At 74.7% G+C, this 24,532-nt stretch carries 20 protein-coding genes, 1 tRNA gene and 1 pseudogene; 19 read left to right on the forward strand and 3 right to left on the reverse strand.

Translation table 11 applies throughout. The annotated features are described in order from the left end of the window. Positions 1-5 precede the first annotated feature (5 nt). From JD78_RS03040 to holA, 9 genes and pseudogenes are all read left to right on the forward strand, one after another. Entirely contained in the window at positions 6-620 is a 615-nt protein-coding gene (locus JD78_RS03040; protein WP_153360666.1) for a GNAT family N-acetyltransferase, read from the forward strand. Positions 621-700: 80 nt separating this feature from the next. Next, entirely contained in the window at positions 701-1,951 is a 1,251-nt protein-coding gene (locus tag JD78_RS03045) for a glutamate-5-semialdehyde dehydrogenase (protein ID WP_153360667.1), read from the forward strand. Positions 1,952-2,223: 272 nt separating this feature from the next. Next, the gene (nadD, locus tag JD78_RS03050) at positions 2,224-2,934 is read left to right on the forward strand and encodes a nicotinate-nucleotide adenylyltransferase (RefSeq protein ID WP_166520943.1); all 711 of its coding nucleotides are present in this window, start codon (positions 2,224-2,226) and stop codon (positions 2,932-2,934) included. Then, positions 2,931-3,389 (forward strand): ribosome silencing factor, encoded by a 459-nt coding sequence (gene rsfS, locus JD78_RS03055; protein WP_153360668.1) that lies wholly within the window; start codon positions 2,931-2,933, stop codon positions 3,387-3,389. The genes nadD and rsfS overlap by 4 nt, the downstream gene beginning before the upstream one ends. Continuing rightward, on the forward strand, positions 3,386-4,150 hold the full coding sequence (locus JD78_RS03060; protein WP_153360669.1) for a histidine phosphatase family protein: 765 nt from the start codon (positions 3,386-3,388) through the stop codon (positions 4,148-4,150). Before rsfS ends, JD78_RS03060 begins: the two co-directional genes overlap by 4 nt. A gap of 64 nt (positions 4,151-4,214) precedes the next feature. Next, entirely contained in the window at positions 4,215-5,075 is an 861-nt protein-coding gene (locus JD78_RS03065) for a DegV family protein (RefSeq protein ID WP_153360670.1), read from the forward strand. A gap of 150 nt (positions 5,076-5,225) precedes the next feature. Continuing rightward, a complete protein-coding gene (locus tag JD78_RS03070) occupies positions 5,226-6,107 on the forward strand; it encodes a ComEA family DNA-binding protein (RefSeq protein ID WP_153360671.1) in 882 nt (293 codons plus the stop codon). Between the two features lie 682 nt (positions 6,108-6,789). Then, positions 6,790-8,250 (forward strand): annotated as a pseudogene (locus JD78_RS21920) (ComEC/Rec2 family competence protein); the annotation flags it as partial. A 379-nt stretch (positions 8,251-8,629) separates the two neighbouring features. Further along, positions 8,630-9,583 (forward strand): DNA polymerase III subunit delta, encoded by a 954-nt coding sequence (gene holA / locus JD78_RS21925; protein ID WP_228395179.1) that lies wholly within the window; start codon positions 8,630-8,632, stop codon positions 9,581-9,583. 162 nt (positions 9,584-9,745) lie between these two features. On the opposite strand, the gene rpsT is transcribed toward holA, so the two are convergent. Further along, the gene (gene rpsT / locus JD78_RS03085; protein WP_153360672.1) at positions 9,746-10,006 is read right to left on the reverse strand and encodes a 30S ribosomal protein S20; all 261 of its coding nucleotides are present in this window, start codon (positions 10,004-10,006) and stop codon (positions 9,746-9,748) included. Between the two features lie 187 nt (positions 10,007-10,193). On the opposite strand from rpsT, the gene lepA reads away from it, so the two are divergent. Both lepA and JD78_RS03095 read left to right on the forward strand, forming a co-directional pair. Then, on the forward strand, positions 10,194-12,038 hold the full coding sequence (gene lepA / locus JD78_RS03090) for a translation elongation factor 4 (RefSeq protein ID WP_153360673.1): 1,845 nt from the start codon (positions 10,194-10,196) through the stop codon (positions 12,036-12,038). After that, positions 12,035-12,694, forward strand: a complete 660-nt coding sequence (locus JD78_RS03095; protein ID WP_228395180.1) for an MOSC domain-containing protein — start codon at positions 12,035-12,037, stop codon at positions 12,692-12,694. Before lepA ends, JD78_RS03095 begins: the two co-directional genes overlap by 4 nt. Before the next feature lie 4 nt (positions 12,695-12,698). Here the strand turns inward: JD78_RS03095 and JD78_RS03100 are convergent, their stop codons facing one another. Further along, entirely contained in the window at positions 12,699-13,664 is a 966-nt protein-coding gene (locus JD78_RS03100) for a zinc-binding dehydrogenase (RefSeq protein ID WP_166520945.1), read from the reverse strand. A gap of 55 nt (positions 13,665-13,719) precedes the next feature. Next, complete coding sequence (gene selD, locus JD78_RS03105) at positions 13,720-14,721, reverse strand: selenide, water dikinase SelD (RefSeq protein ID WP_153360674.1); 1,002 nt, start codon at positions 14,719-14,721, stop codon at positions 13,720-13,722. 61 nt (positions 14,722-14,782) lie between these two features. Between selD and JD78_RS03110 the strand changes: the two genes are divergently transcribed. From JD78_RS03110 to selB, 8 genes are all read left to right on the forward strand, one after another. Then, a tRNA-OTHER gene (locus JD78_RS03110) sits at positions 14,783-14,878 on the forward strand. 166 nt (positions 14,879-15,044) lie between these two features. Then, the gene (locus JD78_RS03115; protein ID WP_153360675.1) at positions 15,045-16,043 is read left to right on the forward strand and encodes a LacI family DNA-binding transcriptional regulator; all 999 of its coding nucleotides are present in this window, start codon (positions 15,045-15,047) and stop codon (positions 16,041-16,043) included. A 328-nt stretch (positions 16,044-16,371) separates the two neighbouring features. After that, on the forward strand, positions 16,372-17,730 hold the full coding sequence (locus JD78_RS03120) for an extracellular solute-binding protein (protein WP_208103970.1): 1,359 nt from the start codon (positions 16,372-16,374) through the stop codon (positions 17,728-17,730). Between the two features lie 88 nt (positions 17,731-17,818). Further along, entirely contained in the window at positions 17,819-18,766 is a 948-nt protein-coding gene (locus JD78_RS03125; RefSeq protein WP_153360676.1) for a carbohydrate ABC transporter permease, read from the forward strand. Continuing rightward, complete coding sequence (locus JD78_RS03130; protein WP_208103971.1) at positions 18,763-19,683, forward strand: carbohydrate ABC transporter permease; 921 nt, start codon at positions 18,763-18,765, stop codon at positions 19,681-19,683. The genes JD78_RS03125 and JD78_RS03130 overlap by 4 nt, the downstream gene beginning before the upstream one ends. 113 nt (positions 19,684-19,796) lie before the next feature. Beyond that, a complete protein-coding gene (arfA, locus tag JD78_RS03135; protein WP_153360677.1) occupies positions 19,797-21,308 on the forward strand; it encodes an arabinosylfuranosidase ArfA in 1,512 nt (503 codons plus the stop codon). Between the two features lie 151 nt (positions 21,309-21,459). Continuing rightward, positions 21,460-22,770 (forward strand): L-seryl-tRNA(Sec) selenium transferase, encoded by a 1,311-nt coding sequence (gene selA, locus JD78_RS03140; protein WP_166520946.1) that lies wholly within the window; start codon positions 21,460-21,462, stop codon positions 22,768-22,770. After that, on the forward strand, positions 22,761-24,506 hold the full coding sequence (selB, locus tag JD78_RS03145) for a selenocysteine-specific translation elongation factor (protein WP_166520947.1): 1,746 nt from the start codon (positions 22,761-22,763) through the stop codon (positions 24,504-24,506). The genes selA and selB overlap by 10 nt, the downstream gene beginning before the upstream one ends. Positions 24,507-24,532 lie beyond the last annotated feature (26 nt).

The raw sequence follows: 24,532 nt of genomic DNA on the forward strand, positions 1-24,532 counted from the left end.
ACCTGATGGCCGCGTGGCAGCCGGTCACCCTGACCGGCCGGCTGGTGACCCTTTCACCGCTGTCCCTCGCCGACGCCCCCGACCTGGCGGTCGCCGCGGCCGACGGACGGCTGTGGGAGCTCTGGTACACCTCGGTGCCCACGCCCGAGGCCATGGCCGACGACGTGGCGGCCAAGCTCGCCGCGCAGGAGGCGGGCACGATGCTGCCCTTCGTCGTCCGCCGCCGCGGCACCGGTGACGCGCTCGGGGTGACGACGTACTGCAGCGTCGACCGGGAGACGCCGCGGCTGGAGATCGGCTACACCTGGACCCGGGCCTCGGCCCAGCGCACCGGGGTGAACACCGAGAGCAAGCTGCTGCTGCTGGCGCACGCCTTCGAGGTGCTCAGCTGCGTCGCCGTGGAGTTCCGCACGCACTGGCACAACCGGCAGTCCCGGACGGCGATCGCCGCGCTCGGCGCCCGGCAGGACGGCGTGCTGCGTGCCCACCGCCGGCAGCCCGACGGGTCGCTGCGGGACACCGTGGTCTTCTCCATCACCTCGACCGAGTGGCCGGCGGTGCGCAGCGACCTCCGCTCCCGCCTGGCCCGGCACTCCGCACCCCCGTCTCCCCAGGCATAGGAGGCTCTGCACCCGGTTCCGGGGCCGGAATCGGGTGCAGAGCCCCCTGTGCCTCGCCGGGCGCCGCGTAACCTCGGCGCGTGTCCGACGCCGACTTCCCGCTGATCGGCGCCGCCGCGGCGCGTGCCCGCGAGGCCGCCCGCGTGCTGCGCACCCTTCCCACCGAGACCAAGGACGCCGCGCTGGCCGCGATGGCCGAGGCGCTGGTCGAACGGGCCGACGAGGTGCTGGCCGCCAACGCCGCCGACGTCGAGGCCGCGGCGGCCGACGGCACCCCCGACTCCGTGCTCGACCGGCTCCGGCTGGACCGGCCGCGGGTGGCGGGGGTGGCCGACGCGCTGCGTCAGCTGATCGCGCTGCCCGACCCGGTGGGCGACGTCGTCCGTGGGTCGACGCTGGCCAACGGGCTCCAGCTGCGCCAGGTCCGGGTGCCGCTCGGTGTGGTGGGCATCGTCTACGAAGCCCGCCCCAACGTGACCGTCGACGCCGCGGGGCTGTGCCTGAAGAGCGGCAACGCGGCGCTGCTGCGCGGGTCGGCGTCGGCGCACCGCACCAACACCGCGCTGGTGGCCGTGCTCACCGAGGCCGCGGAGAAGGCCGGTCTGCCGGCCGGGTCGATCGCCCTGCTGCCCGCCGAGCGGGCGTCGGTGGGCGAGCTGCTGGCCGCCCGCGGGCTGGTCGACGTGGTCATCCCGCGCGGTGGGGCGTCGCTGATCCAGCGGGTCGTCCGCGAGGCCGTCGTGCCGGTGATCGAGACCGGGGTCGGCAACTGCCACGTCTACGTCGACGCCTCGGCCGATCCGGCGATGGCCGAGGCGATCGTGTTGAACGCCAAGACGTCCCGGGTCAGCGTGTGCAACTCCGCGGAGACGCTGCTGGTGCACCGCGACGTCCCCTTCCTGCCGCGGCTGCTCACGGCCCTGGCCGAGGCGGGCGTGACGCTGCACGGCGACGACGCGGCCCGGGAGGCGCACGTCGGCGTCCTGCCGGCCACCGACGAGGACTGGGCGACCGAGTACTTGTCGCTGGACATGGCGGTGCGGGTGGTCGACGACCTCACCGGCGCGCTGGACCACATCAGCCGGTGGGGGAGCGGGCACTCCGAGGCGATCGTCGCCGACTCCGCCGCGGCGATCGCCGCCTTCACCGCGGGGGTGGACGCCGCCGCGGTGCTGGTCAACGCCTCGACCCGGTTCACCGACGGGGGCGAGTTCGGCTTCGGTGCCGAGATCGGCATCTCGACCCAGAAGCTGCACGCGCGTGGACCGCTGGGCCTGCCGGAGCTGACCTCGACCACCTACGTGGTGACCGGCAGCGGCCACGTCCGCTGACGGCGTCGCCGACGCCCGGGGGCATGCCAAGCGAGACAACACCGTCCACATGTGTCAGGGTGTGCGGCGGCGGGCGGCTGCCCGCGGGCGCCCGGGATCTCCCACGGGGGGACCGGCGGCACGGGGGCGCCGGTCTCCGGGCCGCGCGACGGCGGCCGTCCGCCCCGCCCTCGTCCGCCCCGCCTTCGTCCGCCCGGTCCGATCACGGCCGCCCGAGCCGGGATCCGGTGGTCGGCCGACCGGATCCCGCGGCGCCGGGCTAGGCTCGGTCGGTGGCAGCGCGTCGACTCGGGGTGATGGGTGGCACGTTCGACCCCATCCACCACGGTCACCTGGTGGCCGCCAGCGAGGTGGCCGAGCTGTTCGGACTGGACGAGGTCGTCTTCGTCCCGACCGGCCAGCCCTGGCAGAAGTCCGAGCGCGGGGTCAGCCCCGCCGAGGACCGCTACCTCATGACGGTGATCGCCACCGCGTCCAACCCCCGTTTCTCGGTCAGCCGCGTCGACGTCGACCGCGGCGGGCCCACCTACACCATCGACACCCTGCAGGACCTGCACCGCGAGCACCCGGACAGCGAGCTGTTCTTCATCACCGGTGCCGACGCCCTCGCCCAGATCGTCGGCTGGCGGGACACCGACAAGCTCTTCGACCTGGCGCACTTCGTCGGGGTGACCCGGCCGGGCTACCAGCTCGGGGACGCCGATCTCCCGCCGGGCGCGGTGAGCCTCGTCGAGGTGCCGGCGCTGGCGATCAGCTCCACCGACTGCCGCGACCGCGTGCAGCGGGGCCGGCCGGTCTGGTACCTGGTCCCCGACGGCGTGGTGCAGTACATCGAGAAGCGCGGTCTCTACCGCGCCGAGCGGGCCGGACGCCCCGCGGTCGGCCGCCCGGCCACGGGCCGGCGTGCACCCGAGCCGACACTGCCCGACGACCCAGCCCCCGGGGACACCCCGTCCCCCGACCTGCAGGAGATCCCCCGATGACCGCCTCGGCCGAGGCCACAGAGACCGCGCTGATCGCCGCGCAGGCCGCCGCGGACAAGCTCGCCACCGACGTCTCCATCGTCGACGTCAGCGACCGGCTCGCCATCACCGACGCCTTCGTCCTGGCGTCGGCGCCCAACGAGCGCCAGGTGCAGTCCATCGTCGACGCGGTCGAGGAGAAGCTGCGCGACCACGGGGTCAAGCCCGTGCGACGTGAGGGCGTGGCCGAGTCCCGCTGGGTGCTGCTCGACTTCGTCGACGTCGTCGTGCACGTCCAGCACGCAGAGGAGCGCGCCTACTACGCCCTCGAACGGCTCTGGAAGGACTGCCCGGTCATCCCCTTCGTCGACCGGGCCGCGCCGCCCGCCGCCCCGGCGGCCGGCGCCGAGGCGGCCGGGGACGGTGCCCCGGGCGGGTCGCCGGAGGACACCGGGTCGGACGCGACCGACCGGTGAGCGGGGCCGCGCCCAGCACCCCGCCGGTCCGCCGGCTGCTGGTCTGGCGCCACGGCCGCACCGAGTGGAACGCCAGCGGGCGCTTCCAGGGCCAGCTCGACCCGCCGCTGGACGCCGAGGGCCGGGCGCAGGCTGCCCGCACCGCACCGGTGCTGGCGGCCGCGCTCGACCCGGCCAGCACCGTGCTGGTCTCCAGCGACCTGCAGCGCGCCCGGGACACCGCCGGAGCCCTGGCGCCGCTGCTCGGACTGCCCGTGCAGGTGGATGCCCGGCTCCGCGAGCACGGTCTGGGCAGCTGGGAGGGGCTGACCCGCGCGGAGGTCGCCGACCAGCTGCCCGATCAGTACGCGGAGTGGGTCGCCGGGCGTCCGGTGCCCGGCCGCGGCGGGGAGCTGCAGGCCGACGTCGCCGCCCGCGCGCTGGCGGCGGTGGCCGAGCTGCCACCGGCCGAGACGGCCGTGCTGGTGACCCACGGGGGCACGGCCGGCCGGCTGCTGGAGGCGCTGCTGGACCTCGGTCCCGAGCACCGGCGGGTCTTCGGCCCGCTGGGCAACTGCCACTGGAGCGAGCTGTCCTTCCAGGCGTCCGGCTGGCGGTTGATGCGGCACAACACCGCGGTGCCCACCCCGGGACCCGTCGAGGGTGGCGCAACCGCCCACCGGGACCGCGGACGGTCCGGTTCGGACGTGCCCGACGCGCCGGTGCCGGCCGCCGGCGCCAGCCCCGAGGAGGCCGCGCCGACGCAGGACGCCGACGCCTGAGCTCGTGGCGCCCGCGTGACCCGTGGGTGGCGACGCCCGGTGCGGCGCCGGTTAGCCTCCGCCCATGTCCGTCGCCGTGGTCACCGACTCCACGGCCTACCTGCCGGCCGAGGTCGTCGCCGAGCTGGGCATCGAGGTCGTGCCGCTGTACGTGGTGCTCGCCGGCCGGTCCGGCCGGGAGGGCAGCGACGTCACCTCGGCCGAGGTGGCCCGCGCGCTCTCCGTCCGCGGCGGGCACGTCACCACCTCCCGGCCGACGCCCGGTGACTTCGTCACCACCTACCGCCGGCTGCTGACCGGCGGAGCCGACCGGGTCGTCTCGGTGCACCTCTCCGGTGAGCTCTCCGGGACCTGGGACGCCGCCCGGGTCGCCGCCGGGCAGGTGGGGGAGCACCTGGTCACCGTGCTGGACTCCCGGTCCGCGGCCATGGGCAACGGGTTCGCGGTGCTGGCCGCCGCGCGCGCGGCGGCGGCCGGTGGCAGCGCCGAGCAGGTCGCGCAGGCGGCCCGGGAGACCGCCGCAGCGAGCCGCACGTTCTTCGTCGTCGACACCCTCGAGCACCTGCGCCGCGGCGGCCGGATCGGCTCGGCGGCCGCGTGGCTGGGCACGGCGCTGGCGGTGAAGCCGGTGCTGCACGTGACCGACGGGCGGGTCGTGCCGCTGGAGAAGGTGCGCACCTCTGCCCGCGCGATCAGCCGCCTGGTGCAGCGCGCCGTCGAGGTGGCCGGCGACCGGCCGGTGGCTGCCGCCGTGCACCACCTCGCCGCCCCCGAGCGGGCAGAACGCCTCGCCGAGCAGCTGCGGGACCGGCTGCCGCAGCTGCGTGAGCTGCACGTCAGCGAGCTCGGCGCTGCCGTCGGTGCCCACGTGGGCCCGGGTGCGGTCGGGGTGGTCGTCGACCCGACGGCGCGCGCCGAGGACTGACCGGGACCGGGGTCGGGGGAGAGGCAGCACCGGGCCACCGTCTCCGCTCACCGGGGCGGGTCGCCCGCCGTCGTCCACAGACGAGTGCTCCGTCCACAACCTGGCCGGACGCGGTGCGGACGTCAGCCCGACGTCCCTACCGTCCCCGGCGTGCGCTCCTCCCCCCGTCCTGGCGATGACGACGTCATCCGTGCCCGGCTGCGGGCGCTGCTGGCGGAGGGGCAGCAGCGTCCGGGCGGGTGGGTTCCCGAGCCGGTCGACGAGGACGAGGAACCGCCGGACGGCGAGCAGCTCCCCGGGCCCCGGCGGCTGTGGGCGGCCGACGACCAGCGCACCACCCCGCTCGACGAGGCGGCCGACGAGCCGTCGCTGCCGGCCGGGCTGGGGCGCCACCGGGCACCGGGTCCGGCCGCGCGGGTGAGTCCTGGCCGGTCGGGCGCGTGGACGCTGTGGGCGGCGGCCGTCCTCGCCGCCGCGGCCGTGGTCGGCTGGACGTGGGCCGACCGGCCGACGGTGGACCAGGTACCCGCCGGGGCCAGTGTGGCGGTGCCGTCGGCCCCGTCGTCGGGCCCGGCGCCGGGGGTGCCGGAGAGCAGTGCGCCGGCGGCCGGCGCCGAGGTCGTGGTGTCGGTGATCGGCCAGGTCGCCTCGCCCGGGCTGGTCACCCTGCCCGCCGGGTCGCGGGTCGCGGACGCCCTCGCCGCCGTGGGGGGACTGCTGCCGGAGGCCGATCCGGCGTCGGTCAACGCAGCGGCCGTCCTCGTCGACGGCGAGCAGCTCGCGGTGGGCCTGCCGGGGGCGGTCGCCGGTCCCGCGGCGGCAGCCGGTGGACCGGCCGGTGGGCTGGTGGACCTCAACCGGGCCACCGTGGCCGAGCTGGACGCGCTGCCGGGCATCGGACCCGTGCTCGCCCAGCGGATCGTCGACCACCGGGACACCTCCGGGCCCTTCACCAGCGTCGAGCAGCTGGACGACGTGAGCGGCATCGGGCCGGCGGTCTACGCCGACCTGGTCGACCGGGTCACGGTCTGAGGTGCCGGCCGGACGACGGTCTCCCGGCCGGCCCGATGTGGAGGTGCACCGCGTGCGGGCCGAGGGCCGGTGGCGCTGGGTCGACCTGCGGCTGGTCCCGGCGGCGGCCACGGTCTGGGTGCTGACGCTCCTCGCGCCGCACGCCGGGCCGCGGCTGCTCCTCACCGGTGCGGCCGGTGCCGCGGTGGCCGGGGCCGTGCTGCTCGCCGGGCACCGGGGGCACCGGTCCCCGGCGGCGCTGGTCCTGGTCGGGTGCCTGGCCGCGGCCACCGTCACCGCCGCGTTCGCCGGTGTGCGGGCGCAGGCCCGTGCCGATTCGCCACTGGCGGGGCTGGCCGAGCGAGGGGCGGTGGTCCCGCTGGTCGTCCGGCTCGGCTCGGATCCCCGGCCGCTGGCCGGCAGCCCCGAGCGGGTGCTGGTGACCGGCCGGGTCAGCGAGGTCGACGGCGTCCCGGCCGACGCGGGCCGGGTCCTGGTGTTCGGCCCGGCCGAGGAGTGGCGCGGACTGCTGCCCGGCCAACCGGTGGCGCTGCGGGCGTCCCTGCGCCCGGCCGGCCCGACCGACGAGGTGGTCGCGGTGCTGTCGGCGCGCTCCCCGCCCCGGCCGGTGGAGAGCGCGGGCCCGGTGCAGGGTGCGGCGGGCACGCTGCGCGCCGGGCTGTCCGCGTCGGCGGACCGCACCGTGCCCGATCCGGCGGGCGGGCTGCTGCCGGGCCTGGTCGTCGGCGACACCTCCGGGCTCGACCCGGTCCTCGTCGGGGAGTTCCGCCGGTCGGGGCTGTCCCACCTGCTCGCGGTCTCGGGCGCGAACGTGGCGATCGCGGTGGGGCTGGTGCTCGCCCCGCTCCGGGCGCGCGGGAGCGATCGGCGGGTGCAGGCGCTCGTGGGGGCGCTGGCGATCGCCGGGTTCGTGGTGCTGGCCCGCCCGGAGCCGAGCGTGCTGCGGGCGGCGGCCATGGGTGCGGTGGCGCTGCTGGCGCTGGCGTCGGGGCGCAGCCGGGTGGCCGTCCCGGCGCTGGCCGCGAGCGTGGTCGTGCTGCTGGTCGTCGACCCGGCGCTGGCGCGGGACCCGGGCTTCGCCCTGTCGGTCACCGCGACGGCCGCGATCGTGCTGCTCGCGCCCGGCTGGTCACGCCGGCTGCGGGCGCGCGGGGTGCCGCGGCCGGTCGCCGACGCGCTGGCGGTGAGCGCGGCGGCGGGGCTGGCCACCGCACCGCTGGTCGCGGCCCTCTCCGGTGCGGTCAGCCTGGTGTCGCTGCCGGCCAACCTCCTCGCGGCTCCGGTGGTCGCGCCGGCGACCGTGCTGGGGCTGCTGGCCGCGTTGGTCTCCCCGCTGACCGGGACGGGCGCGGATGCGCTCACCTGGCTGGCGGGGTGGCCGGTGCGCTGGCTGGTCCTCGTCGCCCGGACGGCGGCCGCCGTGCCCGACGGCGTCACCCCCTGGCCGACCGGCCGGACCGGCGCCATCGCCCTGGCGCTGGTGCTGGGGGCGGTCTGCTGGGCACTGGTCCGCTGGCCACGGCTGCGGGTGCTCGCCCTGGCCGCCGTGCTGGGCGCGGTCGTCGTGGGCTGGCCGCTGCGGCAGGCCGGGCGGGGCTGGCCGCTGCGGGAGACGGTGGTGGTCGCCTGTGACGTCGGGCAGGGGGACGCCCTGGTGTTCCCGACCGGGCCCGGGGAAGCGGTCCTGGTCGACGCCGGACCCGACCCCGCGCTGGCCGACGGGTGCCTGGACCGGCTCGGCATCGACCGGCTGCCGCTGGTGCTGCTCTCGCACCTGGACGCCGACCACGTCGGGGGCCTGTCCGGCGCACTCGGCGGCCGGGAGGTGGGCGAGGTCGCCACCGGCACGCTCGCGCCGGACGAGGACCGGCTGCCGGAGCTGCTGGCGGTGCTGGACCAGCTGGGTGGCCGGCACACCGTGCTGCCGCCGGGGGAGCGGCGCGCCGTCGGTGGCGCGGTGTTCGACGCCCTGGCGCCGGATCCGGACGAGGCCGTCCGGGGCGGCGACGCCAACCAGCTCTCGCTCGTCGTCCGGGCGGAGGTCCGGGGGCTGCGGGTGCTGCTCACCGGCGACGTCGGGGAGGAGACCGAGGCCCGGCTGCGGAGGTCCGGGATCGACCTCACCGCCGACGTGCTCAAGGTGCCCCACCACGGCAGCGGCGACGTCGACCCGGAGTTCGTCGCCGCCACCGGTGCGCAGGTGGCGCTGACCTCCGTGGGTGCCGACAACACCTACGGCCACCCGGCCGCGACACTGCTGACGGCGCTGGCGGACGCCGGGATGCGCCACTACCGCACCGACCGGGACGGCGACGTGGCAGTGGTGGGCCGGGCGGGGGAGTGGGGCGTGGCGGTGCGGGGCCCGGACACCGTGCTGCGGGCGGCCGCCGGCCGGCCGACCCCGCTGCCGGCGGCGACCGTCCCGGTCCGGCGGGCGGCAGCACGGTCGTGTCGGTGGCGCGTGGCAGCATGGCGCCGTGGCCGCCGCACCCCCAGCCCCGACGTCCCGGTTGCGGCTGGTCGTGGGCGAGGAGGAGCTGCTGCGGGCCCGCGCCGTCTCCGCCGTCCGCGCCGCGGTCCGCGACCGCCACCCCGACGTCGAGGAGCACGAGCTGGTCGCCGCCGGCCTGGAGCTCGGGCACCTGACCGAGGTGCTCTCACCCTCGCTGTTCGGGGGCCACCGGCTGGTCGTCGTCGCCGGCGCGCACGAGGCCGCGGCCGCGCTCGCCGACTCCCTCACCGGCTACCTGAAAGACCCGGACCCCGAGCTCACCCTGGTGCTGGTGCACAGCGGGGGGAAGCGGAACGAGGCGCTCCTCAAGTCCTTCAAGGCCGCCGGGGCCGCGGTCGACGAGTGCCCGAAGATCAGCTCGGCGGGGGAGCGGGTGGCCTTCGTCCGCAACGAGGTGCGTCACGCCGGCGGGCGGATCACCCCCGACGCCGTCACCGCCCTGCTCGACGCGGTCGGCAACGACCTGCGCGGGCTCTCCGCGGCGGCGAGCCAGCTGGTGTCGGACTTCGGCGGGAACATCGACGCCGACGACGTCGCCCGCTTCCACCGGGGGCAGGCGGAGGTCACCGGGTTCACCGTCGCCGAGCGGGTGCTGGTCGGTGACACCGCCGGGTCGGTGGAGATGCTGCGGTGGGCGCTGGACCGCGGCGTGGCGCACGTGCTGATCGCCGACGCCCTCGCCGACGGCGTGCGCACCGCGGCCCGGGTCGCGTCGCTGAACACCTCGAACATCGGTGAGCTCGCCCGGCAGCTGAAACTGCCGCCGTGGAAGGTCAAGAAGGCGCAGAGCCAGGCCCGCGGCTGGAGCATCGACGCGCTGCAGCAGGCGATCGGCGTGGCCGCCGAGCTGAACGCCGACGTCAAGGGTGCGGCGGCCAGCGCCGACTACGCCCTCGAGCGGGCGGTGCGCCGGATGGTGGCCATCCGGGCCGCCGGCGGCGGACGGTCCGGCGCCGGCCGCTGAGCCCACGCGCCGACGTCCTCGACCCACGGCCAGGCCGGCCGGTCCCGGTCCGTCAGACCGGCGAGGCCCGACGGACCGGGCCACCACATGCGTCGGGCCCCCGCTCCCGGAGGTGGAGTGAGGGCCCGAGGTGCCAGCGGTGCGGGGCACCGCTGCGGTCGCTCAGAGAGAGGCGACCTTCTTGGCCAGCGCCGACTTGCGGTTGGCGGCCTGGTTCTTGTGGATGATGCCCTTGCTGGCGGCCTTGTCCAGCGCCTTGCTGGCGGTCTGGAGCGCGGTGGTCGCCGCTTCCTTGTCCCCGGCGTCGGCGGCCGCGCGGAAGCGACGCACCTGCGTCTTCAGGGCGGACTTGACCGCGACGTTGCGCTGACGCGCGATCTCGTTGGTCTTGATCCGCTTGATCTGGGACTTGATGTTCGCCACGCGTGAGCCTCGGATGTCTCGCAGGGAGGTGTACTTCTGACAGTGCGTCCACGGCACGACGAATCGCCTGCGGACCGGCCTCACAAGATACCAGGAAGTCGCAGGGCCCCCCAACCCGCGTCGCGGGCGGCGGCGCCCCGCCGGGCGATCGCCTTACCCGGGGCAGCCGTGGGACGATGGCGGCACTGTGACGACTCCTGCCTCCACCGATCCCGCCCGGATCCGGAACTTCTGCATCATCGCCCACATCGACCACGGCAAGTCGACGTTGGCCGACCGGATGCTCGAGGTGACCGGGATCGTCGAGGGGCGCCAGATGCGCGCCCAGTACCTCGACCGCATGGACATCGAGCGTGAGCGCGGCATCACCATCAAGGCGCAGAACGTGCGCCTGCCGTGGACCCCGCGATCCGGGCCGCTGGCCGGCGACGAGTACGTGCTGGACATGATCGACACCCCCGGCCATGTCGACTTCACCTACGAGGTGTCCCGGTCGCTGGCCGCTTGCGAGGGCGCGGTGCTGCTGGTCGACGCCGCGCAGGGGATCGAGGCCCAGACGCTGGCGAACCTGTACCTGGCGCTGGAGAACGACCTCACGATCATCCCGGTGCTGAACAAGATCGACCTGCCGGCCGCCCAGCCGGAGAAGTACGCCGCCGAGATCGCCCACATCATCGGCTGCGAACCGGACGACGTGCTGCGGGTCAGCGGCAAGACCGGTGAGGGCGTCGCCGAGCTGCTGGACACGATCGTGGAGAAGATCCCGGCTCCGGTCGGCGACGCCGACGCCCCGGCCCGCGCGATGATCTTCGACTCGGTCTACGACATCTACCGCGGCGTCATCACCTACGTCCGCGTCGTCGACGGCCGGATCAGCGGCCGCGAGCGGATCAAGATGATGTCCACCGGCGCGGTCCACGAGCTGCTGGAGATCGGCGTGATCTCCCCGGAGCCCAAGCCGGTCCCGGCGCTCGGCGTCGGCGAGGTCGGCTACTTCATCACCGGGGTGAAGGACGTCCGCCAGTCCCGCGTCGGTGACACCGTGACCCTGCAGCACAAGCCGGCCAGCGAGCCGATCGGCGGCTACAGCGACCCCAAGCCGATGGTCTACTCCGGCCTCTACCCGATCGACGGCAGCGAGTACCAGCTGCTGCGGGAGTCGCTGGACAAGCTGCTGCTCAACGACGCGGCGCTGGTCTACGAGCCGGAGACCTCTGCGGCCCTGGGCTTCGGCTTCCGGGTCGGCTTCCTCGGCCTGCTGCACCTGGAGATCGTCCGCGAGCGGCTGGAGCGCGAGGCGGGCATCAGCCTGATCTCCACCGCGCCCAACGTCGTCTACCGGGTGGTGATGGAGGACCGGTCCGAGGTCGTCGTCACCAACCCCAGCGACTGGCCCAGCGGGAAGATCGACAAGGTCTACGAGCCGATCGTGAACGCCACGATCATCGCCCCCAGCGACTACACCGGCGCGATCATGGAGCTCTGCCAGAGCCGGCGCGGGTCGCTGACCGGCATGGACTACCTCTCCGAGACCCGGGTCGAGCTGCGCTACACGCTGCCCCTGGGCGAGATCATCTTCGACTTCTTCGACGCGCTGAAGTCGCGCACCCGCGGCTACGCCTCGCTGGACTACGCCGAGGCCGGGGAGCAGGAGTCGAAGCTGGTCAAGGTCGACATCCTGCTGCAGGGCGAGGCCGTCGACGCCTTCTCCGCGATCGTGCACGCCGACAAGGCCTACAGCTACGGCGTGCTGATGGCCGGCAAGCTGCGCGAGCTCATCCCGCGCCAGCAGTTCGAGGTGCCCATCCAGGCCGCCGTCGGCTCCCGGGTGATCGCCCGCGAGACGGTGCGCGCCATCCGCAAGGACGTCCTCGCCAAGTGCTACGGCGGTGACATCACCCGCAAGCGGAAGCTGCTGGAGAAGCAGAAGGAGGGCAAGAAGCGGATGAAGATGGTCGGCCGCGTCGAGGTCCCCCAGGAGGCGTTCGTCGCCGCGCTCTCCACCGGCGAGCCCACCAGCGCGAAGAAGTGATCACCGGGCGCATCGAGGCGGTCTGCGTCTCAGGCAGCGACCTGCTGCCGTTGCCGGACAAGCGCCCCAACCGGTCGGGCATCGACAAGAAGCCGGTGGCCGGCCGGGTCGCCGTCCACCCGCTGGGCCTGGACGGCGACGTCCAGGTCAACCGGAAGCACCACGGCGGCGAGGGCCAGGCGGTCTACGCGTACGCCCAGGACGACGCCGAGTGGTGGGAGGCCGAGCTGGGCCGCGAGCTGCCGCCCGGCCGGTTCGGCGAGAACCTGCGCACCACCGGGCTCGACCTGCGCAACGCCGTCATCGGCGAGCAGTGGCAGGCGGGGACCGCACGGTTCGAGGTGACCGCCTGGCGTACCCCGTGCGCCAACTTCGCCCGCTTCTGGGGCGTGCCCGACCTGGTCAGGCGGTTCACCGCGCACGGTGCCACCGGCGCCTACCTGCGGGTGCTGCAGACCGGCGACGTCGGGTCCGGCGACCTGGTCCAGGTGCACCACCGTCCCGACCACGGGATCACCGTCGAGACCGCCTTCCGGATCGTGATGACGCAGAAGGCCCGGCTCCCCGAGCTGACCCCGATCCTGCCGTTCCTCGCGGACAAGGACCGGCCGGTGCTGGCCGCCAAGATCGAGAAGCGGCTCGCCGCCCGGGCCTGAGCCGTCAGATCGTGAAGACGATCTTGCCGTTCGTGCGGCCCTCGAGCATCCGCGCGAAGCCCTCCCGGGCCTCGGACAGCGGCAGCTCGACGTCGATCTGCGGGCGCACCCCGGTGACCCGGCACATCTGGATCAGGTCGTCGAGCTCCTCGCGGCTGCCCATCGTGGAGCCGACCACCGACAGCTGGGTGAAGAACACCCGGTTCAGCTCGGCGCCCGGGTTGAACCCGGTGGTGGCCCCGCAGACGACGACCACGCCGCCGGGCTTCAGCGACTTGATGCTGTGGCTCCAGGTCGCCTCGCCCACGGTCTCCATCACGCCGTCCACCCGCTCGGGCAGCCGCGCCCCGGACTCGAACGCCTGGTCCGCGCCCAGGGCCAGCGCCGCGGCGCGCTTCTCCTCGCTGCGCCCGGTCACCCACATCCGGTAGCCGGCGGCCGACCCGAGCCGGACCAACGCGGTGGACACCCCGCCGCTCGCGCCCTGCACCAGCACCGTCTGACCGGGCCGCAACCCGGAGCGGACGAACAGCATCCGGTAGGCGGTCAGCCACGCCGTCGGCAGGCAGGCTGCCTCGGCGAAGGAGAGCTCGGCCGGCTTCGGGACGACGTTGCGGCGCGGCACCGCCACCCGTTCGGCCAGCGTGCCCTGGTACCGCTCGGAGAGCAGCGAGCGCTTGGGGTCCATCGTCTCGTCGCCGGTCCAGTCGGGGGAGGAGATGACCGCGTGGACGACGACCTCGTTGCCGTCGGCGTCCACCCCCGCGGCGTCGCAGCCGAGCACCATCGGCATCCGCTCGGCCGGCAGCCCCACACCGCGCAGGCTGAACAGGTCGTGGTGGTTCAGCGAGGCGGCCTTCACCTCGACCGTCGTCCAGTCCTCGGGTACCTCCGGCTCGGGCCGGTCACCGACCTCCAGCACCGAGAGCGGGTCGTCCGGAGCGGGCGTGGAGACGAAGGCAGCGAGCATGCCTGGCAACGTAACCGAGGCGGCCGACGACAGCGACGTGGGTCACGCCGCGTCCTCACCGCACGACGACGGCGAACTCCTGCTGCTCCACGAACTCCCCGATCACCGGTGCGCCGAGCACCTCACCGCCGAGCAGCAGCCCGCCGGAGGTCTGCGCGTCGGCCAGCAGCAGCGCCTCCTCCTCGCCGACGGCGGACAGGTCGGTGTGCGGGCGCACCCAGTCGAGGTTCCGCCGGGTGCCGCCGGAGACGTAGCCCGCGGCGAGCGCCTCGCGCGCGCCGGTCAGGTAGGGGACGGCGGCGGCGTCGACCACCGCGGTCACCCCGCTGGCCCGCGCCATCTTGTACAGGTGGCCGAGCAGGCCGAACCCGGTGACGTCGGTGCCGGCGCGGATCCCGGCGGCGACGGCGGCGCGGGAGGCCTCGGCGTTGAGCGTGGTCATCGCGGCGAGCGCCTCCGCGGACACCTCCCCGGTGGCCTTCATCCGGTTGTTCAGCACGCCGACGCCCAGCGGCTTGGTCAGCGACAGCGGCGTGCCGGCGACCGCGCCGGCGTTGGTGATGATCCGGTCGAGGTCGACCAGCCCGCTGACGGCCATGCCGTACTTGGGCTCCGGGTCGTCGATGGAGTGCCCGCCCCCGACGTGGCAGCCGGCCTGGTGGGCGATCTCCAGGCCGCCGCGCAGCACCTCGGCGGCCAGCTCCGCGGGGAGCACGTCGCGGGGCCAGCCGAGCAGGTTGACCGCCACGACCGGGGTGCCGCCCATGGCGTAGACGTCGGAGAGGGCGTTGGCCGCGGCGATCCGGCCGAAGTCGTAGGCGTCGTCGACCACCGGGGTGAAGAAGTCGGTGGTGAGCACCAGGCCCTGGCCTCCCGGGAGGCGGACGACGGCGGCGTCGTCGCCGTCGTCCAGCCCGACGACGAGCTGCGCGGCGGGGTCGACCGGGCCGGTGGCGGTGAGGCCGGCCACGACGGCCTCGAGCTCGCCGGGCGGGATCTTGCAGGCGCAGCCGCCTCCGTGGGCGAACTGGGTGAGCCGGATCGCAGTGGCGGTCATGCCTGCGAATCTATGCCCGTCGTCACCGGCCTCGCTCGCGGCCCGGCGTAGGGTCCTCCGCGGAGACGTCAGGGTGCCTGGTGGCCCCCGCGGCCTCTAAAGCCGACGTGGCCGAGCAACTCGGTCAGGCGGGTTCGATTCCCGTCCGTCTCCGCCAGCATCCCGCGGGGCCCGGCCCTCCGGGCCGGCCCCGCGGACGCAGCCCGGCGCCACCGCGGCCCGCGGCTGCCCTTCCCGACGGTCCCGCTGTGGCAGTCTCCCGGGGGACGACGGACGGGTGTCCGCCTCCAGGTCCGGAGGGTCGGTGACGGGAGGAGGTGCCGGTGGCCGCCACGCTGCACGACGTGGCCCGGCTGGCGGGGGTCTCCTTCAAGACCGTGAGCAACGTGGTCAACGACTACCCGCACGTCCGCCCGAGCACCCGGCAACGGGTCCAGGCGGCGATCGAGCAGCTCGGGTACCAGCCCAACCTGTCCGCCCGCAGCCTGCGCTCCGGGCGCAGCGACGCGATCAGCCTGGCGGTGCCCGAGCTGCGCCTGCCCTACTTCGCCGAGCTGGCCGACGAGGTGATCCGCGCGGCGGAGCGGCGCGGGCTGGTGGTGCTCATCGAGCAGACCAACCGCGACCGGCGCCGCGAGGTCGACCTGCTGTCCAGCAACCGGCTCCGGATGGTCGACGGGCTGCTGTTCAGCCCGCTCGGGATGGGCGAGGAGGACGCCTCGCTGCTGGAGATCGGCGTCCCGCTGGTGCTGCTCGGGGAGCGGTTGTTCCACCCCGCGGTCGATCACGTGCTGATCCAGAACGTCGAGGCCGCCCGGGGCGCGACGCGTTACCTGATGGACCGGGGCCGCCGGCGCATCGCGGTGGTCGGCTACCACCCCGGTGAGGTCATCGGCTCGGCCGGCCTGCGTTTCCGCGGCTACCGGGAGGCGCTGGAGGAGGCGGGCATCGCCCTGGACGAGCGCCTGCTCGGCGTCGCCGAGCTCTGGCACCGGCACCAGGGGGCCGAGGCCGCGCAGCAGCTGCTGGACTCCGGGGCGGAGTTCGACGCCGTCTTCGCCTTCAACGACACCCTGGCCCTGGGGGCCATGCACGCCCTGCTCGCCGCCGGGCGACGGGTGCCGGAGGACGTCGCCGTCGTCGGCTTCGACAACACCGACGAGGGGCAGTACTCGCAGCCCACGCTGACCACGATCGACCCGGGGCGCGGCGTGATCGCCGACCGTGCGGTCGACGCCCTCACCCGGCGGATCGCCGACCGCGCCCTGCCGGTGCAGCACGTCGAGGTCGGCTGGTCCCTGGTGGAGCGGGAGTCCACGTGACCCGGCCCGGCGGCCGCTGAGGTCCACCGGCGGTTGAGAGCGCTCTCCTCCGCGTGCGTCGGAGAGGGTCTCGCGCGGCCGTGGTCGCGGCTTCATCACGACTGGGTCGCGGGTGCTTGACAGCGTTCGGAGCAGTGAGCACCATCTCCTTTCACAACGTTGTAAAAGTGCTCGGCCGCACACGCCGTTCGTTCCGACCACCCCGCCGCGGCGGCCGCGAACGGCCCGCTCCGGCACCCAGGGCACCCCTCGCTCGCCCGTGCCCTCGCTCCACCGCACCACCCCACGACGACGACGTCAGTGGGCGCCACTTCCGAGAGGGAGCACCGTGAAGAACAGACTCCTCACCGCCGTCATCGGCGCCGGCACCGTGATGGCCTCGCTCGCCGCCTGCGGGGGCGGGGACGGGGGCGGCGGCGACGCCGCCAGCGCGGACGCCGGCAACTGCAGCGTCCCCATCACCAAGACCGAGGCCCCGGTCGTCTCCGTGTGGGCCTGGTACCCCAACATGAAGACGGTCGTGGAGAACTTCAACGAGTCCCACGACGACGTGCAGGTCTGCTGGACCAACGCCGGCCAGGGGGCCGACCAGTACGCCCGCTTCCAGACCGCGGTCTCCGCGGGCACCGGCGCCCCGGACGTCGTGATGCTCGAGACCGACATGGTGCCGGTGTTCTCCCTGCAGGAGGCGCTGGTCGACCTCACCGGGTACGGCGCCTCGGAGGTCGAGGGCAACTTCGGCGCCGGCGCCTGGGAGGACGTCTCCAGCGGTGACGCCGTCTACGGCATCCCGATCGACGGCGGCCCGATGGCGATGATGTACCGCACCGACGTGTTCGAGCAGTACGGCATCACCCCACCCACCACCTGGGACGAGTACCGGGCAGCCGGCGAGGCGCTGAAGGCCGCGGGCGGCCCCCTCATGGGCGACTTCCCGGCCAACGTGCCCGCCCCGACCGTCGCGCTGATGCAGCAGAACGGTGCCGAGCCCTGGGTCTACGACTCGGCCGACCCGACCCAGCTGGAGATCGACCTCAACAGCCCGGAGAGCAAGGAGGTGCTCGACTACTGGGCCGGTCTGGTGCGTGACGGCCTGGTCGGCACCCAGGACCAGTTCACCACCGACTACATCGCCGGTGCGATCCGCGGTGACTACGCCACCTACATCTCCGCCGCCTGGGCGCCCGGCTACCTCACCGGCGCCGGCGCCGGTGAGGGCGAGGACGCGGGCAACTGGGCCGTCGCGCCGCTGCCCCAGTGGGACCCGGCCAACCCGGTGTCGGTGAACTGGGGCGGCTCGGTCCTCGCCGTCACCAGCCAGGCCCCGGAGCCCGAGCTCGCCGCCCAGGTGGCGATGGAGCTCTACGCCGACGACGCGTCGCTGACCGACGGGTGGACCAGCCAGACCATCTTCCCGCTCAACCAGTCGGTGCTCAGCTCCCAGGAGTTCATCGACAACGAGTCGGAGTTCTTCTCCGGCCAGACGGCCAACAAGGACGTCTACATCCCCGCCGCCGAGGCCTACGAGGGCTCGACCTACAGCCCCTTCGGCACGACGTTCTACGCCCAGTTCACCGAGGAGATCGCCGCGATCAACGCGGGGGAGAAGACCGGCTCCGAGGCGCTGGACGACCTGCAGGCCGAGATGGAGGAGTACGCGACCCAGCAGGGCTTCACGCTCAACTGAGCTGACCCCGCCCGGCCGTCCGGGTCCCGGGAGCGCACCCCGCTCCCGGGACCCCCTCCACCTCCCTGCGCACGAGAGCGAGACCGCAATGGCAACGCTGGACACGGCGCCGCGGCCGCAGGCCCCGGCCGCGCACCCGGCCCCCGCACGCAGCCGACGGCGCCGCCGCGGCCGCACCCAGGGCCTCATCGGGTGGGCCTTCCTGGCCCCCTTCGCAGTGGTGTTCCTGGTCTTCCTGGTCGCCCCGCTGCTGTACGCCTTCTACCTCAGCCTCTTCAGCAAGGGGCTGGCCACCGGTGAGCGCTTCGCCGGGCTGGACAACTACACCCGCGCGTTCACCGATCCCGCGTTCCTCAACGGCGTGTGGTTCGTCGTCCGCTTCTCGCTGGTCGTCATCCCGGTGCAGATCCTCGTCGCGCTGGCCGCCGCGCTGGTGCTGGACTCGGTCACCAGCCGCTTCGCCCGGTTCTCCCGGCTGATGATCTTCGTGCCGTACGCCATCCCGGCGGTGATCGGCGCGGTGATCTGGGGCTTCCTGTACAGCCCGAACTTCGGGCCGCTGGAGCAGCTGTTCGGCGACGGCGCACCGTTCCTGCTCAGCCCGGACAACCTGTTCTACGGCTTCACCAACGTGGTCACCTGGCAGTGGGCCGGCTACTACATGATCATCATCTACGCGGCCCTGCAGGGCATCGACCCCGCGGTCTACGAGGCCGCGCGGATCGACGGCGCGGGCTCCTGGCAGATCGCGACCCGGATCAAGATCCCGATGATCAGCTCCGCGCTGATCCTCATCCTGGTGTTCTCGCTGATCGGCACGCTGCAGTTCTTCACCGAGCCGCAGGTGCTCACCCCGATCTCCAACGGGGCGATCTCCACCGACATCACGCCGAACGTCTACGCGTTCAACCTGGCGTTCCGGTTCGCGCAGTTCAACTACGCCTCCGCCATCTCCTTCGCGTTGGGCTTCGTCGTCTTCATCGGCGTCTACGTCTTCCTCTTCCTGACCCGCAAGCGTGGAGGGTTCCTCAAGTGAGCGTGCTGACCCGCACCGCCGACGTCGACGCCCCGCCCACCGGCGCCGCCGGCGCACCCCGCCGCCGGAACCGGCGCTCCTGGGGCTCGCACGTGTTCCTCGCCTTCCTGGTCCTCTACTTCGTGCTGCCGCTGTGGTTCCTGGTGGTGGCCAGCACCAAGAGCGGCGGCGGGCTGTTCAACTCGCCCAACGGCGCGCTCTGGTTCGGCGACGGGTTCGCCCTGTTCGACAACCTCCGCACGCTGTTCACCTACAACGACGGCATCTACCTGCGCTGGCTGGGCAACTCGCTGCTCTACGCCGTCGGCGGGGGAGTGGGGGCCACCGTCCTCGCCGTCCTGGCCGGCTACGCCTTCGCCAAGTTCGACTTCCCCGGCCGCCGGCTGACCTTCGCGCTGCTGCTGGGCGCGGTGATGGTGCCGATGACGGCGCTGGTGATCCCCACCTTCGTGATGCTCTCGGAGGTCCAGATGACCAACACCGTCTGGGCGGTGGTCCTGCCCTCGATGCTCAGCCCGTTCGGCGTCTACCTGATGCGGGTGTACTGCGCCGACGCGGTGCCCGACGAGCTGCTGGACGCCGCCCGGATGGACGGCGCCGGGGAGTTCCGGGTGTTCCGCCAGGTCGCCCTGCCGCTCATGCGCCCCGCGGTGGTCACCGTGCTGCTGCTGTCGGTGGTGGGCACCTGGAACAACTACTTCCTGCCGCTGGCCGTCCTGTCGGACTCGCAGCTGTTCCCGGTGACCGTCGGCATCAACCTCTGGCAGGGCCTGGCCGGTGCCAACAACGGCGGCGGGGTGTCGCTCTACACCCTGATCATCGTCGGCTCGCTGGTCTCGATCCTGCCGCTGATCGCGGCCTTCCTCGGCCTGCAGAAGTACTGGCAGGGCGGTCTGTCCATCGGCAGCCTCAAGTAGCGCCCGGCGCCGCCCGCCACCACGGCGGGCGGCCCCGGCCGGCTTGCCGGCCGCAGCCGTCCCCACCCCCGTTCATGCGATCGCGGCACCGCCGCGCCTCGAGGAGCACCCCCATGCCCGCAGCACGTCTCACGCTCGACCCGCGCTTCACCGTCGGCGCCGTCCACCGCCGGGTCTTCGGCTCCTTCGTCGAACACCTCGGCCGCTGCGTCTACGACGGCATCTACGAGCCGGGCCACCCGGCCGCCGACTCCGACGGCTTCCGCACCGACGTCCTGGACCTGGTCCGCGAGCTGGGGGTGTCGACGATCCGGTACCCGGGCGGCAACTTCGTCTCCGGCTACCGCTGGGAGGACGGCGTCGGCCCGCGGGAGTCCCGGCCCCGCCGGCTCGACCTCGCCTGGCACTCCGTGGAGACCAACCAGGTCGGCCTGCACGAGTTCGCCCGCTGGAACGACCAGGTCGGCAGCGAGCTGATGCTGGCGGTCAACCTCGGCACCCGCGGTGTCCAGGAGGCGCTGGACCTGCTCGAGTACAGCAACGTCCGGTCCGGCTCGGCGCTGTCGGACCAGCGCATCGCCGACGGCACCCGGGACCCCTTCGGCGTCCGCATGTGGTGCCTGGGCAACGAGATGGACGGCCCCTGGCAGCTCGGGCACCGCAGCGCCGAGGACTACGGCAAGCTCGCCAGCCAGACGGCGAAGGCGATGCGCCAGCTGGACCCCTCGGTGCAGCTGGTGGTGTGCGGCAGCTCCAACTCCGCGATGCCGACGTTCGGCGCGTGGGAGCGCACCGTCCTGGAGCACACCTACGCCGACGTCGACTACATCTCCTGCCACGCCTACTACGCCGAGAAGGACGGCGACCTGGCCGGCTTCCTCGCCTCGGCCGTCGACATGGACCACTTCATCGAGTCCGTCGTCGCCACCGCCGACCACGTCAAGGCGGTGCTGCGCAGCGAGAAGACGATCGACATCTCCTTCGACGAGTGGAACGTCTGGAACCAGGACCGCTTCCACGACGAGGACCAGATCACCGACATCGAGCAGTGGCCCTACGCCCCGCGGCTGCTCGAGGACGTCTACTCCGTCGCCGACGCGGTCGTGGTGGGCAGCCTGCTGATCTCGCTGCTCAAGCACGCCGACCGGGTGACCTCGGCGAGCCTCGCGCAGCTGGTCAACGTGATCGCGCCGATCATGACCGAGCCCGGCGGCCCGGCCTGGCGGCAGACGACGTTCTTCCCGTTCGCGCTCACCTCCCGGCTGGCCCGGGGCAACGCGCTGCGGGTCGAGCTGGAGTCCGAGACCTACCCCACCGGGAAGTTCGGCGACGTCCCGGTCGTGGACGCCGTGGCCACGCACGACCCGGAGACCGGCCGCACCGCGCTGTTCCTGGTCAACCGGGCCATCGAGGGGCCGGTGACGGTGACCGTCGACGCCGCAGCCCTGGGCGGTGCCCGGGTCCTGGAGACCCACACGCTGACCGACGGCGACCCGTACGCGGCCAACACCCTGGCCGAGCCGAACCGGGTGGTCCCGGGCGAGAACAAGAGCGCCCTGCTGGAGGACGGCGTCCTCACCGTCGAGCTGCCCCCGGTCTCCTGGACGGCGATCAGCCTCGGCTGAGCCGTCGCTCCCGCTCGTCGGGGGCCGCCGCGCAGCGCGGCGGCCCCCGGCCCCACCCGTGGCCGGCCCGTTCCCGTGGTCCGGCAGTGACCGCGGGCGGGGCCCGGACCGGCGCCGCGGCGCCGCGGCGCCGCCCTAGGCTGGTGCCGCCATGACGACCGACCCCCGCCGCGCAGTGCCGCGCACCGACACCGTCCTCGCCGAGCCGCAGGTCGCCGCCGCCGTCGCCCGGCTGGGGCGGGACCTGGTCAAGACCGCGGTGCAGGCCGCGCAGCAGCAGGTGCGCGAGGGGGCACTGGCCCCGGACGACGTCGTCCCCGCGGTGCTGGACGGGCTGCCGGGCAGCACCAGCAGCCTGCGTCCGGTGCTCAACGCCACCGGGGTGCTGGTGCACACCAACCTCGGCCGGGCGCCGCTGTCGCCGGCGGCCGTGGACGCCGTCGTGGCCGCCAGCGGGACCACCGACGTGGAGATCGACCTGGCCACCGGCCGCCGCGGGCCGCGCGGGGAGGGGGCGCTCGGCGCGCTGCTGGACGCCGTCCCCGCCGCGGGGGCCGCGCTGGTGGTGAACAACTGCGCCGCCGCGCTGGCCCTGGTCGCCACCGCGCTCGGTGGTGAGCTGGTCATCGCCCGCGGCGAGCTGGTCGAGATCGGCGACGGCTTCCGCATCCCCGAGCTGATCACCAGCACCGGCGCGCGGCTGCGTGAGGTCGGCACGACCAACCGGGTCGCCGTCGCCGACTACACCGGCGCGCTGGGACCGGACACCGGCGCCGTGCTCAAGGTGCACCCGTCGAACTTCGTCGTCCGCGGGTTCACCCGGTCCGCCGACGTCGCCGAGCTGTCCACCGCGCTGGCCGGCACCGGCGTGCCGCTGGTCGCCGACGTGGGCAGCGGGCTGCTGCGCCCGCACCCGCTGCTGCCCGACGAGCCGGACCTGCAGACCACCCTCGCCGGCGGCGCCGACCTGGCGCTGTGCAGCGGGGACAAGCTGCTCGGCGGGCCGCAGGCCGGGATCGTGCTCGGCCGCGCGGAGCTGGTCCAGCGGCTGCGCCGGCACCCCCTGTACCGCGCGCTGCGGGTGGACAAGACGACGCTCGCCGCCCTGGAGGCCACGCTGCGCGGGCCGGTGCCGCCGGTGCGCCGGATGCTGGACGCCGACCTCGCCGGGCTGCGTGCCCGCGCCGCCGCCGTCGCGGCGGCCCTCCGCGCGCGGGGCGTGGAGGCCGACGCCGTCGAGGCCACCGCCCGGGTCGGCGGCGGGGGAGCGCCGGAGTTCGAGCTCCCCAGCGCCGCGGTGGCCGTGCCGCTGGCCTTCGCCGGCCCGCTGCGGGCCGCGAGCACCCCGGTGGTCGGGTACGCCGCCGGTGACCGCACGCACCTGGACCTGCGCAGCCTGGCCCCCGCCGACGACGAGCGGCTGACCGCGATGGTGCTGGAGGTGGCGGCCACGTGGACGTGATCGCGACCGCCGGCCACGTCGACCACGGCAAGTCGACCCTGGTGCGGGCGCTGACCGGGATGGAGCCCGACCGGTGGGAGGAGGAGCGCCGGCGCGGCCTCACCATCGACCTCGGCTTCGCCTGGACGACGCTGCCCGGCGGCCGCCGGCTCGCCGTGGTGGACGTGCCCGGCCACGAGCGGTTCGTCGGCAACATGCTCGCCGGCGTCGGCTCCGTGCCGGCCGCGCTGGTCGTGGTGGCCGCCGACGACGGCTGGTCGGCGCAGACCGCCGAGCACGTGGCCGTGCTGGACGCGCTCGGGGTGCGGCACGGGCTGCTCGCCGTCACCAAGGCCGACCTCGCCGACCCCGGCCCGGCGCTCGCCGACGCCACCGAACGGCTGGCCGGCACCTCGCTGGGGCGGCTGCCGGCGGTGGCCGTCAGCGCCCGCAGCGGGGCGGGGGTGCCGGAGCTCACCGCCGCCCTGGAGGGCGTGCTGGCGGCGCTGCCGGCGCCGGACCCGGCCGCGGCGGTGCGGCTGTGGGTCGACCGGGCCTTCACCATCCGCGGCGCCGGCACCGTGGTCACCGGCACGCTCGCCGCCGGCACCGTGCGCGCCGGGGACCGCTTCGCCCTCGGCGACCGCGAGGTGACCGTGCGCGGGCTGCAGTCGCTCGGGGCGCCGGTCGAGTCGGCGACGGCCACCGCCCGGGTGGCGCTGAACCTGCGCGGGGTGGCGGTCGAGGAGATCGCCCGCGGAGACGCGCTGCTCACCCCGGGCGCGTTCCGCCGCACCGCGGAGCTGGACGTCTCCCTCGCCACCCCGACCGAGGACCGGCTGCCGGCAGAGCTGGTGGTGCACATCGGCTCGGCCACCGTCTCGGCGCGGGTGCGCCCGCTGGACGGGTCGGCGCTGCGGCTGCGGCTGAGCGCGGAGCTGCCGCTGCGGGTCGGCGACCGGCTGCTGCTGCGCGACCCCGGCGCCCGCCGGGTGCTCGGGGCCGACGTGCGCGACGTCGACCCGCCGGAGCTGCGCCGCCGCGGGGCGGCCCGGTCACGGGGCGCGGAGCTGGCCGGGCAGCCGGCGGGGGAGGCCGGTGCGCTGGCCGACCTGACGCGGCGCCGGTTCGTGCGGCGGGCGGACTTCGTCGCGATGGGCTGGCCGGTGCCCGCCGACGCGACCGAGGTGGGGCCGTGGCTGATCGCGCCGGGGCTGGCCGACGAGCTCGCCGCGCGGGTCCCGCAGGTGGTGGCCCGCTACCGGCAGCTGCGTCCGCTGGAGACCGGTCCGCCGATCGCGGTGCTGCGCTCGGCGCTCGAGCTGCCCGACGCCGACCTGGTGCCGGCGGTGGTGCGGCCGCCGCTGGCGCTGCGCGACGGCCGGGTCGTCGCCGGGAGCGCCGGGCTGCCGCCGCACGTGCAGCGGGCGGTCGACGAGGTGCGCGCGCGGCTGGCCGGGGCCCCGTTCGCGGCGCCCGAGGCACCGGACCTCGTCGCCGCCGGGCTCGGCCCGCGGGAGCTGGCGGCCGCGGTGCGCGACGAGCAGCTGGTCCGGATCGCCGAGGGGATCTACCTCGCGCCCGGCGTGGCCGAGGAGGCGCGGCGCCGGCTGGCCGGCCTGCCGCAGCCGTTCACCCTCAGCGACGCGCGCAAGGCCTGGGACACCACGCGCCGGGTCGCCGTCCCGCTGGCCGAGTGGCTGGACGCGCGCGGGGTCACCGTGCGGCAGCCGGACAACACCCGCCGGCTGCGCTGAACCGCCCCGGGGGGAGGTGTTCCGTC

Origin of the sequence: Modestobacter roseus (genome assembly GCF_007994135.1) — a bacterium.
Taxonomy (GTDB): Bacteria; Actinomycetota; Actinomycetes; order Mycobacteriales; family Geodermatophilaceae; genus Modestobacter; species Modestobacter roseus.